Genomic DNA, 12990 nt, shown 5'->3' with positions numbered 1-12990 from the left:
CACCACCATCAACCCGCAGCCGCAGATCGACAAGGAAAAGCGTGAAGTCGCGTTGACCCTGATGGTCGATCCGGGACGGCGCGTCTATGTGCGCCGCGTCAACGTGGTGGGCAACAGCAAGACCCGCGACGAAGTGGTGCGCCGCGAAATGCGGCAGATGGAGAGTTCGTGGTTCGACAGCGAAAAGCTGACGCAATCGCAGGCCCGTATCAACCGTACCGGCTACTTCACCGACACCAACATCACCACCGAGGACGTGGCCGGCGCGCCCGACCAGGTCGATGTGAACGTCAACGTGACCGAAAAGCCGACCGGCCAGATCAGCCTGGGCCTGGGCTTCTCCTCCACGGACAAGCTGGTGCTGCAGGCCGGCCTGCGCCAGGACAACGTGTTCGGTTCGGGTACCAGCCTGGGCCTGGACGTGAACACCGCGAAGTCCTTCCGCACGATCTCGCTGACGCAATACGATCCGTATTTCACGGTGGACGGCATCAGCCGCTCGACCGATATCTACTATCGTACGTCGCGGCCGCTGTATTACACCGGCGACCAGGACTACAAGATCGTTTCGGAGGGCGGCAACGTCAAGTTCGGCGTGCCGTTCACGGAAACGGATACCGTGTTCTTCGGCATCGGCTACGAGCGCACCCAGGTGACCATCTCGCCGAACACGCCGCTCCAGTATGGCCAGTGGCTGACCAAGATCGGCAAGTCCAGCGGCGACCCGATCAACAACTTCCCGTTCACGATCGGCTGGGCCCGCGACCGCCGCGACAGCGCGCTGGTCCCGACCAAGGGACCCTACACGCAGGCCAACGTCGAAGTGGGCGTGCCCGGTGGCGACACGCAGTACTATCGCGCCAGCGTTCAGCAGCAGTATTTCTATCCGCTGTCGAAGGCCTTTACCATGGCCTTCAACGGTGAGGTGGCATATGGTCACGGATACGGCAATACGCCGTTCCCGGTGTTCAAGAACTTCTATGCCGGTGGTATCGGCTCGGTTCGCGGCTACCAGACCAGCACGCTGGGCAAGAAAGACCAGAACGGCAACCCGGTCGGTGGCGCGTCCAAGGTGATCGGCAACGTCGAATTCATCTTCCCGCTGCCAGGCTCGGGTGTGGACCGGACGCTGCGCCTGTTCACCTTCTTCGACTTCGGTAACGTGTACGAAGAAGGCGCACCGCTGCTGTTCAGCCAGCTCAAGTATTCGACGGGCCTGGGCATGTCCTGGCTGTCGCCGATCGGTCCGCTCAAGATCAGCGTGGGCTTCCCGCTGAAGAAGGACGAAACCGATAAGGTACAGCGCTTCCAGTTCCAGATCGGTACCGCGTTCTGAGCGAGAATAGAGAATAGAAGATTGAGGAACGTATTCATGAAAGCCACATTCCCACTGATCAAGGGCCTGACGGCCGCCGCGCTGACGGCTGGCGCGCTGAGCAGGCCCAGGTCAAGCTGGAGCAGGAATTCTCCAAGCGCGACCGCGAACTGCAGGACATGGCCCAGAAGATCAAGGGCATGGCCGACAAGCTCGACAAGGACACCGCCGTGCTGGCTGACGCCGATCGCCAGCGCCGTCAGCGCGAAGTGGCCGATCTCGACCGCGAATTCCAGCGCAAGCAACGTGAATTCCGCGAGGACCTGAACCAGCGCCGCAACGAGGAACTGGCCCAGGTGCTCGAGCGCGCCAACCGCGTGATCCGCCAGCTTGCCGAGCAGCGCAAGTATGACCTGATCGTGCAAGAGGCCGTCTATGTCAATCCTCGTATCGACATCACCGACGACGTGATGAAAGCGCTGAACGCCGGCAGCAAGTAAGCCTGCCTGTTTTCACCGTACAAGGAAGTACTGCCATGCAAACACCCACACTGGGTCAGCTCGCCACCGATACCGGCGCGCAGGTTGTGGGTGATCCCGACCTCGCCGTGCGCGGCCTCGCACCGCTCGACCAGGCCGGCTCCGACCAGCTCTCGTTCCTCTCCAACCCCCTGTACCTGCCACAGGCGCTGGCCTCCGGCGCCGGCGCCGTGATCGTGTCGGCGGCCGACCTTGAGCGCATCCGCGCTGAAGGGCAGGCCGACGGCCGCAACTGGCTGGTCGCCCGCAATCCTTATGTGTGCTTTGCACGTATCGCGCAGGGGTTCGAGCGCCGCGCCAATACCGACCACCGTACCGGCATCGACCCGCGCGCCAGCGTGGCGCCCGACGCCGTGGTGCCGGCGTCCTGTTTTATCGGGCCCAACGTGGTGATCGAGGGCGGGGCGAGGCTCGGCGAGCGGGTGCGCATCCTGGCCAACGGCTATGTCGGTGCAGGCGCGCAGATTGGCGACGACACACTGATCTATGCCAATGTCTCGGTCTATCACCAATGCGTGGTAGGCATGAGATGCATACTGCACAGCGGTGTGGTGCTGGGCGCGGATGGTTTCGGCTTCGCACCGGACATTGGCCCGGGCGGCGTGGAGTACGTCAAGATTCCCCAGACCGGGCGCGCCGTGCTCGGCAATGACGTCGAGGTTGGCGCCAATACCGCGATCGATCGCGGCGCCATGGCCGACACGGTCGTCGAGGACGGCTGCAAGCTCGACAACCAGGTGCAGATCGCGCATAACGTGCGGGTGGGCGCGCATACTGTGATCGCGGGCTGCGCGGCCATCGCCGGCAGTACCAAGGTCGGGCGCTTCTGCGTCATCGGGGGCTCGGCCAACTTCGCCGGGCACCTGAACATTGCCGATCGCACCACGGTTTCCGGTGGCACTTCGATCACTAAATCCATTCCCAAGCCCGGCGGTCATTTCACCAGCGTGTTCCCGGTCCAGCCGCATGGCGACTGGGAACGCACCGCAGCCACCTTGCGAGGCCTGAGCAAATTGCGCGAGCGCGTGATCCAGCTCGAGAAGCGCTTGCAAGGGCAGGACGCCGGCAATTCTATCCAGCATACCGAAGAGAAAAAATCATGAACGCAGTCGATATCGACATCCGCAAGATCCTCAAGCTGCTGCCGCATCGCTACCCGTTCCTGATGGTGGACCGCGTGCTTGAACTGGAGCCGCAAAAGCGTATCAAAACGCTGAAGAACGTCAGCATGAACGAGCCGTACTTCCAGGGCCATTTCCCGGGTTACCCCGTGATGCCGGGCGTGATGATCCTCGAAGCGCTGGCGCAGTCGGCCGGCCTGCTGACCTTTGGCGCCGACATGGAGCGCAAGGAAGGCTCGCTGTATTACTTCGTCGGCATCGACGGCGCGCGCTTCAAGCAGGTTGTGACGCCGGGCGACCAGCTGCACATGACCGTATCCGTAGAGCGCTATATCCGCGGCATCTGGAAGTTCAAGGCGTTTGCCACCGTCGACGAGAAGGTGGCTTGCGAAGCTGAGTTGATGTGCACCGTCAAGCAAGCCGACTGAAGAGGCTGGCCATCAGGGCGACTGCGCGGCCGCTGGCCGGCACCATCCTCCGCTTTGGACCCTCGCACCCATGTGCGTTCAGGTTCCAGCGCAGCGGGTGGGGCCATCAGGCGAGCGCTCGTTACGCCCCGGCGGCAGGCTTTGGACGTTTCTGCTCACTGTATTGACCGTTCATTTTTTCCATCTCAGACCATAGGACAGGACGCATGACGCAAATCCATCCCAGCGCACTGGTCGACCCGAAGGCCGAGCTTGCATCCGACGTGACCGTCGGGCCGTTTTCCATCGTGGGCCCCCACGTGCGGCTTGGCAGCGGTACCCAGGTAGGCGCGCATACCACCATTGAAGGGCATACCACGGTTGGCGCGGATAACCGCATCGGGCCATATGCTTCGGTGGGTGGCACGCCGCAGGACATGAAGTACCGCAACGAGCCGACGCGGCTCGTGATCGGCGATCGCAATACCATTCGCGAATTCACCACCATCCATACCGGCACGGTGCAGGACCGGGGCGTGACCAGCATCGGCGACGACAACTGGATCATGGCCTACGTGCACATCGCGCACGATTGCCAGGTGGGCAACCACACCGTGTTCTCCAGCAACGCGCAGATCGCCGGCCACGTGCAGGTGGGCGACTGGGCCATCCTTGGCGGCATGAGCGGGGTGCACCAGTTCGTGCGCATCGGCGCGCACGCCATGCTGGGCGGCGCCTCGGCACTGGTGCAGGACCTGCCGCCGTTCGTGATCGCCGCCGGCGACAAGGGCGGCAACAAGGCCACGCCGCACGGCATCAACGTGGAAGGCATGCGCCGCCGCGGTTTTGACGCCGCGCAGATCGCGGCCCTGCGCCAGGCTTACAAGGTGCTGTACAAGTCCGACCTGAGCTTTGAAGCTGCCCGCATCGAGATCGCGCAAATGATCGCGCAGGCCGAAGGCACCGCCACGGCAGCGCTGCAGGGTTTCCTTGACTTCATTGCCGCCACGCAGCGCGGCATTGTGCGCTGAAGCCGGATACAGCCATGGTCGACGGTGTCCTACCGGCCATGGAGGCCACGCCGGTTGCGGCGGGCGCGGGCAATCGCGGCACCATTGCCATGGTGGCAGGCGAGAATTCCGGCGACCTGCTTGCCTCCCTGCTGATGGGCGGGCTCAAGGCCCGGCTCGGTGAAGTCAGCTACGCCGGCATTGGCGGGCCTCGCATGATGGCGCAGGGGTTCGAGTCGCAGTGGCCGATGGACACCCTCTCGGTCAACGGCTATGTGGAGGTGCTGGGCTCGCTGCGCGAGATTCTCGCCACGCGCCGCGCCATCAAGGAAAAGCTGCTGGCGCAGCCGCCGCTGTGCTTTATCGGCGTGGACGCGCCGGATTTCAACTTCGGGCTCGAGGTGCCGCTGCGCCGTGCCGGCATTCCGGTGGTGCACTTCGTCAGCCCGTCGATCTGGGCCTGGCGCGGCGGGCGCATCCGCACCATCGCGCGCGCGGTCGACCACATCCTGTGCCTGTTCCCGTTCGAGCCTGAGATCTATGCCCGCGCCGGGATTCCCGCCACCTATGTGGGCCATCCGCTGGCCGACGTGATCCCGATGGTGCCGGACACGCAGGGCGCCCGCGAGAAACTCGGCCTGCCTGACGGGCCGCGCGTGGTGGCCGTGTTGCCCGGCAGCCGGCAGTCCGAGGTGCGCAACCTGGGCGCGACGTTCTTCGCGGCCATGGCGCGCATGCACAGCATGGACGGCAATCTCGTTTTCGTGCTGCCGGCGGCCAGCGCAGCGCTGCGAGAGATCGTCGCGGGCCTGCACCAGCAGTATCCGCAGATCCCGCTGACCGTCATCGACGGGCAGTCTCACCTGGCCATGGAAGCCGCCGACGTGATCCTGCTGGCAAGCGGCACCGCCACGCTGGAGGCGGCACTGTACAAGAAGCCCATGGTGATCTCGTACAAGGTGCCCTGGCTGACCGCGCAGATCATGAAGCGGCAGGGTTACCTGCCGTATGTCGGCCTGCCGAACATCCTGTCGGGGCGCTTTGTCGTGCCCGAATTGTTGCAGGACGACGCCACGCCCGAAGCCTTGGCGCGCGAGACGCTGCTGCAGTTGAACGACGAGGGCAATACCGCGTTCCTGCGCGACCATTTCACCCAGATGCACCAGACGCTCAAACGCAATACCGCCGAGATCGCCTCGGCCGTGGTCGCCGACTTGATCCGGCAGCGGAGGGGCGTGTAATGGCACGGCGACCCGCAGCTAGCGCCAAGGGCGATTCGGCCCAGCTCGGCTTCGACCTGACCGGCACTGCCACGCAGGTCCGCCACCTGTGCGGCGTGGATGAAGCGGGCAGGGGCCCGCTGGCCGGCCCGGTCTATGCCGCAGCCGTGGTGCTGGATCCGGCCCGGCCGATCCAGGGCCTGGCGGACTCCAAGGTGCTGAGCGCGCGGCGCCGCGAGGCACTGTTCGACGAGATTCGCGAGCGTGCGCTGGGCTGGCATATCGCCCAGGCTTCCGTGGAAGAAATCGACACGATCAACATCCTGCACGCCACCATGCTGGCCATGCAGCGTGCCGTGCATGGCCTGGCCGATGCCGGCCTGGAGCCGGATCTCGTGCAGGTCGACGGCAACCGCTGCCCGCAGGTGCGCTTTGCAGTCGAGGCCATCGTCAAGGGCGATGCCAAGGTGCAGGCCATCTCGGCGGCGTCGATCCTGGCCAAAGTGGCGCGCGACCGCGAACTGCTGGTGCTGCACGCCGCGTACCCGCAGTACGGCTTCGATGCGCACGCTGGCTACGGCACACCGCAGCACCTGGCCGCGCTCACCGAGTTCGGCGCCACGCCGCACCACCGGCGCTCGTTCGCGCCCGTGCGCGAGGCCATCGCGCTGGGACGCATCGCGCCTGTCGCCGTCATGCCGGTACCGGCACTTCCGGAGCAGCTATCGTGAAGCACGTCACTTCGCGCGAAAACGCGCTGTTCAAGCACCTCAAGGCGCTGACCGGTTCCACGCATGCGCGCCGCAAGGCGGGGCAGTCGGTCCTGGATGGCGTGCACCTTGCGCAAGCCTACCTGGACGCGCTGGGCCAGCCGGTGCAGTGCGTGGTGTCGGAGCGGCATTACGATCATGCCGAGGTGGCGCCGCTGCTCAGGCAGATCGAGCCCGCGCGCGTGGTGCTGCTGGCGGACGCCTTGTTCGAGTTGATCGCCGGCGTGGTCAACGGCATCGACCTGATGCTGGTCATCGACACGCCGGCTGGCCACCTGCCGTCGCATATCGACACCGATTGCATCATCCTGGACGGCGTCCAGGATGCCGGCAATGTCGGCTCGATCCTGCGCAGCGCCGCGGCCGCCGGCATCGGGCATGCGTTTCTCGTCACCGGCAGCGCCTTCGCCTGGTCCACCAAGACCCTGCGCGCCGCCATGGGCGCCAATTTCCACTTGAACATCGTCGAGCACTGCACGCTCGACATGCTGGCGCCGCGCCTGGGGGTGCCGTTGCTGGCCACGTCCTCGCACGCGCAGGCGGCCGTGTTCGACACCGACCTGCGCGCACCTGTGGGCTGGGTGGTGGGCAACGAGGGCGCGGGCGTGAGCCCGGAGTGGATGGCCAAGGTCAGCCGCACGGTGGGCATTCCCCAGCCGGGCGGGCTGGAGTCGCTGAATGTGGCCGCCGCGACGGCGATCTGCCTGTTCGAGGCGGTGCGGCAGCGGCGGCCGGGCTGAGGCGCCAGCGACCACATCCGCGCGCACGGGCCTGTGCGCCCGCCGCGCGGCGTCAACCTGCCTCAATAATTGCTGTCGCGGTCCACCTTGATCTCCTGCAGGATCGTGGTGGCGATCTCTTCGATCGACTTGTGGGTGGACGACAGCCACTTGATGCCCTCGCGGCGCATCATGGCCTCGGCCTCGTTGACCTCGTAGCGGCAGTTCTCCGGCGCAGCATACTTGCTGCCCGGGCGGCGCTCGTTGCGGATCTCGGCCAGGCGCTGCGGGTTGATCGACAGCCCGAAGATCTTGCTCTTGAACGCGTAGAGCGCGGTGGGCAGCTTGCCGCGCTCGAAGTCGTCGGGAATCAGCGGGTAATTGGCTGCCTTCAGCCCGTACTGCATGGCCAGGTAAAGGCTGGTCGGGGTCTTGCCGCTGCGTGACACGCCCACCAGGATGATGTCGGCCTCGGCCAGGTTCTTGTGCGACTGGCCATCGTCATGCGCGAGCGAGAAGTTGATGGCCTCGATGCGGTTCTGGTAGGCCTCGGTGTCCGCGTTCTGGTGAAAACGTCCGATCGCATGAGTGGACTTCAGTCCGAGTTCCTTTTCCAGCGGCTCGATGAAGGTCTGGAACATGTCCAGGATCATGGCCTTGGCGCGGCGGATCGCCTTGTTCGACTCCTGGTTGACCAGGGTGGTGAAGACGATGGGCTGCACGCCTTCCGAGTAGAAGGCCTCGTTGATCTTGCCCACCGCGATGTGCGCTTTCTCGGGGGTGTCCACGAACGGCATGCGCACCTTGCGGAAACGCATCTCGAACTGGGCCAGGATCGAGTGGCTGAAGGTCTCGGCGGTAATGCCGGTGCCATCGGAGACGATAAATACCGTGCGGATAGCGGGGCGCTCCTCCTCCTTACGCGGTTCCTGGGGTTGCTGCGGCGCAAGGGGCGCGGCGGGAGCGTCGGGCTGGGGAGCGTCGGGGAAGGACATGTATGGACAATTATTTTTGAATCCGCGCTCCGCGAAAGTGCGGTGCGGCACGGTAGAATAGCGGCGATCTTTTCGCTAAGCAATTCCGCCAGCGCGGTTGGCACAACGATTCGGCCACGAATTGTCAACAATGTGCGCTGCAGCAATCACGATCGCACACCGATTGTGAGCCGCTGGGACTGTTTAGCCAAGCGATCCGTCCGGTAGCAGAACTCCAACAATATTCCGGGCGTCAGCAACAGGTTTCTTACTTTGTTTTGAGGCTTTTATGAACAACCCGGCAATTGACGGCGCCTACCTGCTGCCGTTCGAGCAGTTGCGCAAGGAAGATGTGGAAACCGTGGGCGGCAAGAATTCGTCGCTCGGCGAGATGATCTCGCAGCTGGCCGAGGCTGGCGTGCGGGTGCCCGGCGGCTTTGCCACCACTTCGCTGGCGTTCCGCGACTTCCTCGCCCACAGCAACCTGACCCAACGCATTTCCGATCGCCTGAAGGCCCTCAACGTCGACGACGTCAAGGCCCTGGCCGAAGCCGGTGCCGAGATCCGCAACTGGGTCGTCGAAGCGCCGTTCCAGCCCCGCCTGGAAAAGGAAATCCGCGAGTTCTACGCGCGTGCCGAAGCGCGCGAAGGCGCCGAGGCTTCGTTCGCCGTGCGTTCGTCGGCTACCGCCGAAGACCTGCCGGATGCATCGTTCGCCGGCCAGCAGGAGTCGTACCTCAACGTCAGCGGCATCGACGACGTGCTGGACAAGATCCGCCACGTGTTTGCCTCGCTGTACAACGACCGCGCCATTTCCTATCGCGTGCACAAGGGCTTCGCGCACGACATCGTCGCGCTGTCCGCCGGCGTGCAGCGCATGGTGCGCTCGGACGTGGGCGCTGCTGGCGTGATGTTCACGATCGACACCGAATCCGGCTTCCCCGATGTCATCCGCCGCTCGATCGGCTCCAAGCTGATCAAGATAACCGCTACTCCATCACCGACGCCGATGTGGCCGAGCTGGCCAAGTACGCGATGATCATCGAGAAGCACTACGGGCGCCCGATGGACATCGAGTGGGGCAAGGACGGCCGCGACGGCAAGATCTATATCTTGCAGGCCCGCCCGGAAACGGTGAAGAGCCAGTCCGGCGGCAAGGCCGAGCAGCGCTTCAAGCTCAAGGGTACCGCGCCCGTGCTGACCAGCGGCCGGGCCATTGGCCAGAAGATCGGCACCGGCCGTGTCCGTGTGATCAATGACCCGTCCGAAATGGAACGCGTGCAGCCCGGCGACGTCCTGGTTGCCGACATGACCGATCCCAACTGGGAACCGGTGATGAAGCGCGCCGCCGCCATCGTGACCAACCGCGGTGGCCGTACCTGCCACGCGGCCATCATCGCGCGCGAGCTGGGCGTGCCCGCCGTGGTCGGCTGCGGCGACGCCACCGATCTGCTCAAGGACGGCACGCTGGTGACGGTGTCGTGCGCCGAGGGCGACGAAGGCCGCGTCTACGACGGCCTGCTCGAAACCGAGGTCACGGAAGTGCAGCGCGGCGAAATGCCGGACATCGACGTCAAGATCATGATGAACGTCGGTAACCCGCAACTGGCCTTCGATTTCTGCCAGATCCCGAACCAAGGTGTTGGCCTGGCCCGCCTCGAGTTCATCATCAACAACAACATCGGCGTCCACCCGAAGGCCATCCTCGACTACCCGCAAGTCGACGCTGACCTGAAAAAGGCCGTGGAAAGCGTGGCCCGCGGCCATGCCAGCCCGCGTGCGTTCTACGTGGACAAGCTGGCCGAAGGCATCGCCACCATCGGCGCGGCGTTCTACCCGAAGCCCGTCATCGTGCGCCTGTCGGATTTCAAGTCCAACGAGTACAAGAAGCTGATCGGCGGTTCGCGCTACGAGCCGGACGAAGAAAACCCCATGCTGGGTTTCCGTGGCGCCTCGCGCTACATCTCCGAAGACTTTGCCGAAGCCTTCGAGATGGAATGCAAGGCCATGAAGCGCGTGCGCGACGACATGGGCCTGACCAACGTCGAGATCATGGTGCCGTTCGTGCGCACGCTCGGCCAGGCCGAGAAGGTCATCGGCCTGCTGGCCAAGCATGGCCTGAAGCGCGGCGAGAATGGCCTGCGCATCATCATGATGTGCGAAGTGCCGTCCAACGCCATCCTGGCTGAAGAGTTCCTGCAGTACTTCGATGGCTTCTCGATCGGCTCGAACGACCTGACCCAGCTCACGCTGGGCCTGGACCGCGACTCCGGCATGGAGTTGCTGGCCAAGGACTTCGACGAACGCGATCCGGCCGTCAAGTTCATGCTCTCGCGCGCTATCTCCACCGCGCTGCGCCTGGACAAGTACGTTGGCATTTGCGGCCAGGGCCCCTCGGACCACCCGGACTTTGCGCTGTGGCTGGCCAAGGAAGGCATCAAGTCGATTTCGCTGAATCCGGATTCGGTGGTCGATACCTGGAAGCAACTGGCTTCCTGAGGCATTTGACGTCACAATAGCGGTACACCGGCCCTGCGCCAGGTGTTCCGAACCCCCGCAGGCGCTTTGGCGCTGCGGGGGTTTTTTGTTTTGGCCGTGGCCAGGACAACGGCAGGCAAGCAGGTGGGCAGGTAAGCAAGGAGGGAAAGATGGCGCCGTACTACATCTGGTTTGCGCTGGCCGCGGTGCTGGTGATCGCGGAACTAGGGCTCGGCACCTTGTATTTGCTGATGGTGGCGCTGGGCGCCGCGGCAGGTGGCCTGGGTGCGCTGGCCGGGCTTGGCGCGGCCGCCCAGACCCTGCTGGCGGCGCTGGTGGCGCTAGCCGGCTTCGTCGTGCTGCGGCGCTCCCGCTATGGGCGCGTGAAGCGCGATGCGGCGGAGCGCGATCCCAATGTCAACCCGGATATCGGCCAGGAACTCGAGGTGCCGGCCTGGGGCGACGCCGGGCGGGCACGCGTGCGCTACCGCGGTACCGACTGGGATGTGGAACTCCAGGCGGCCGGCCCGGCAGCGCCTGGGCGTTTTCGCATCGTCGAGGTACGCGGCAACACGCTCTTCGTCAGCCCGCGATAGCCCCGACAGGGCGCGGCCCCGATTTCCGCCGTTCTTGCAGTTTGCTTTTTCAATCCCGTCACGGAGGTCCCATGTTCGAATTCTTCGGCAGCCTGCTGCCCCTGCTGATCCTGGTCGCCGTCATCGTGCTGGTGGCGCAAAGCTTCAAGATCGTGCCGCAGCAGCATGCCTGGGTGCTGGAACGCCTTGGCAAGTACCGCGCCACGCTGACGCCAGGGCTGACTGTCGTGCTGCCCTTCATCGATCGTGTGGCCTACAAGCATGTCCTGAAGGAAATCCCGCTTGATGTGCCGAGCCAGATCTGCATTACCAGGGACAACACGCAACTGCAGGTGGACGGCGTGCTGTATTTCCAGGTTACCGACCCGATGAAAGCCTCCTACGGGTCCAGCAATTTCGTGGTGGCTATCACCCAGCTGTCGCAGACCACGCTGCGCTCGGTGATCGGCAAGCTGGAGCTGGACAAGACCTTCGAGGAGCGCGAGTACATCAACCACAGCGTGGTCAATGCGCTGGATGAGGCTGCCGCGAGCTGGGGTGTGAAGGTGCTGCGCTACGAGATCAAGGATCTCACTCCGCCCAAGGAAATCCTGCATGCGATGCAGGCGCAGATTACCGCCGAGCGCGAAAAGCGCGCGCTGATTGCCGCGTCGGAAGGCAAGCGCCAGGAGCAGATCAACCTGGCCACGGGCGCGCGTGAGGCCGCCATCCAGAAGTCCGAAGGGGAGCGGCAGGCGGCCATCAACCGGGCGCAGGGCGAGGCCTCGGCGATCCTGGCGGTGGCAGAGGCCAACGCGCAGGCCATCGAGAAGATCGGGCATGCCATCCGCACGGACGGGGGCATGGAGGCGGTGAACCTGAAAGTGGCGGAGGACCTGAAAGTGGCGGAGGAGTACGTGAGCGCCTTCGGCAACCTGGCCAAGCAGGGCAACACGCTGATCGTGCCGGGCAACCTTGGCGACATGAGCACCATGATCGCGTCGGCGCTGCAGATCGTCAAAGGCCAGCAGAAAGGGGCTTGAAGCGAGGGGGCTTGAAGAGGGGGGGGCTTGCAACGAAGAGGCAGTCTTGCGGCGTACCGCCGGACTGCCTCGGTGCTTCACTCCTTGCCCGCGCCCTTCATGATCCGCGCCTTCTCGCGCTGCCAGTCGCGGTCCTTCTCGGTTTCGCGCTTGTCGAACATCTTCTTGCCCTTGGCCAGGCCGATCTCGCATTTGACGCGTCCGCGCGTGTAATGCAGGTTGAGCGGCACGATCGTGAAGCCGCGCTGCTCCACCTTGCCGATCAGGCGCTTGATCTCTTCGGCCTTGAGCAGCAGCTTGCGGGTGCGCACCGCGTCGGGAGAGATATGAGTGGAGGCGCTGTTCAGTGCGCTGATATGGGCGCCGATCAGGAACAGCTCGGCGTCGCGAATGACCACGTAGCCTTCCTTGATCTGCACGCGTCCCGCGCGGATCGCCTTGACTTCCCAGCCCTCGAGCACGATCCCCGCCTCATATCGCTCTTCGATGAAGTAGTCGAAAAAGGCTTTCTTGTTGTCTGCGATGGTCATGCGGTCCGGATAGTGGAAATGGAGATAAGTAAAACAAACACCAAAAAACGAAGGGGAATGCCGCCGCGGCAACGCCGCAGGGCCGCGCGAGGCCGCAAGGCCGTGGTTTGGGCGCGATCGTGCGCATCCGGGATGCCGTCGGCGCGCGCGTGGGCTAAAATTGGGATTCTAGCAAACCGGCCCGCTCCGGTGGATTCCGCAGTGCGTCATGGCGCTGGCGCGCCCGCGCGGGCCATGATTCCCCACTACAGTTGGCAGACGTCCATAAATCCGTGCTGCTCGGCCACGT

General features: G+C 64.5%; 11 protein-coding genes and 2 pseudogenes. 11 read left to right on the top strand and 2 right to left on the bottom strand.

Annotated elements, in window-relative coordinates:
• The 8 genes and pseudogenes from bamA to OR16_RS38430 form a co-directional block, all read left to right on the top strand.
• Positions 1-1336, top strand: a 1336-nt coding sequence (gene bamA / locus OR16_RS38465; protein ID WP_006164738.1) for an outer membrane protein assembly factor BamA, incomplete at its 5' end; no start/stop codon positions are given.
• A gap of 95 nt (positions 1337-1431) precedes the next feature.
• A pseudogene (locus tag OR16_RS38460) lies at positions 1432-1815 on the top strand (OmpH family outer membrane protein); the annotation flags it as partial.
• Between the two features lie 35 nt (positions 1816-1850).
• Positions 1851-2957 (top strand): UDP-3-O-(3-hydroxymyristoyl)glucosamine N-acyltransferase, encoded by a 1107-nt coding sequence (lpxD, locus tag OR16_RS38455; RefSeq protein WP_006164736.1) that lies wholly within the window; start codon positions 1851-1853, stop codon positions 2955-2957.
• Complete coding sequence (fabZ, locus tag OR16_RS38450; RefSeq protein WP_006164735.1) at positions 2954-3403, top strand: 3-hydroxyacyl-ACP dehydratase FabZ; 450 nt, start codon at positions 2954-2956, stop codon at positions 3401-3403. Before lpxD ends, fabZ begins: the two co-directional genes overlap by 4 nt.
• A gap of 206 nt (positions 3404-3609) precedes the next feature.
• On the top strand, positions 3610-4413 hold the full coding sequence (gene lpxA / locus OR16_RS38445) for an acyl-ACP--UDP-N-acetylglucosamine O-acyltransferase (protein ID WP_006164734.1): 804 nt from the start codon (positions 3610-3612) through the stop codon (positions 4411-4413).
• 14 nt (positions 4414-4427) lie between these two features.
• Positions 4428-5633 (top strand): lipid-A-disaccharide synthase, encoded by a 1206-nt coding sequence (gene lpxB, locus OR16_RS38440; protein WP_006164733.1) that lies wholly within the window; start codon positions 4428-4430, stop codon positions 5631-5633.
• Positions 5633-6343: a ribonuclease HII gene (rnhB, locus tag OR16_RS38435; RefSeq protein WP_006164732.1), complete on the top strand. Its 711-nt coding sequence runs from the start codon at positions 5633-5635 to the stop codon at positions 6341-6343. Before lpxB ends, rnhB begins: the two co-directional genes overlap by 1 nt.
• Positions 6340-7122 (top strand): TrmH family RNA methyltransferase, encoded by a 783-nt coding sequence (locus OR16_RS38430; RefSeq protein WP_006164731.1) that lies wholly within the window; start codon positions 6340-6342, stop codon positions 7120-7122. The genes rnhB and OR16_RS38430 overlap by 4 nt, the downstream gene beginning before the upstream one ends.
• Before the next feature lie 62 nt (positions 7123-7184).
• Here the strand turns inward: OR16_RS38430 and ppsR are convergent, their stop codons facing one another.
• A complete protein-coding gene (gene ppsR, locus OR16_RS38425; RefSeq protein ID WP_006164730.1) occupies positions 7185-8096 on the bottom strand; it encodes a posphoenolpyruvate synthetase regulatory kinase/phosphorylase PpsR in 912 nt (303 codons plus the stop codon).
• Positions 8097-8364: 268 nt separating this feature from the next.
• Here ppsR and ppsA point away from each other — a divergent pair.
• The 3 genes and pseudogenes from ppsA to OR16_RS38410 all read left to right on the top strand — a co-directional run bounded on the left by ppsA (position 8365) and on the right by OR16_RS38410 (position 12171).
• Positions 8365-10574, top strand: a pseudogene (gene ppsA, locus OR16_RS38420) (phosphoenolpyruvate synthase).
• 149 nt (positions 10575-10723) lie between these two features.
• Complete coding sequence (locus OR16_RS38415; protein WP_006164729.1) at positions 10724-11149, top strand: NfeD family protein; 426 nt, start codon at positions 10724-10726, stop codon at positions 11147-11149.
• 71 nt (positions 11150-11220) lie between these two features.
• On the top strand, positions 11221-12171 hold the full coding sequence (locus OR16_RS38410) for an SPFH domain-containing protein (RefSeq protein WP_006164728.1): 951 nt from the start codon (positions 11221-11223) through the stop codon (positions 12169-12171).
• Between the two features lie 77 nt (positions 12172-12248).
• On the opposite strand, the gene smpB is transcribed toward OR16_RS38410, so the two are convergent.
• On the bottom strand, positions 12249-12701 hold the full coding sequence (smpB, locus tag OR16_RS38405; protein WP_006164727.1) for an SsrA-binding protein SmpB: 453 nt from the start codon (positions 12699-12701) through the stop codon (positions 12249-12251).
• Positions 12702-12990: the final 289 nt, after the last annotated feature.

This window comes from Cupriavidus basilensis OR16 (genome assembly GCF_000243095.1).
In the GTDB taxonomy this organism is placed as follows: domain Bacteria; phylum Pseudomonadota; class Gammaproteobacteria; order Burkholderiales; family Burkholderiaceae; genus Cupriavidus; species Cupriavidus basilensis_D.
Note: the sequence above shows the minus strand (reverse complement) of the source record. Positions and strands in the feature narration are given on the sequence as shown.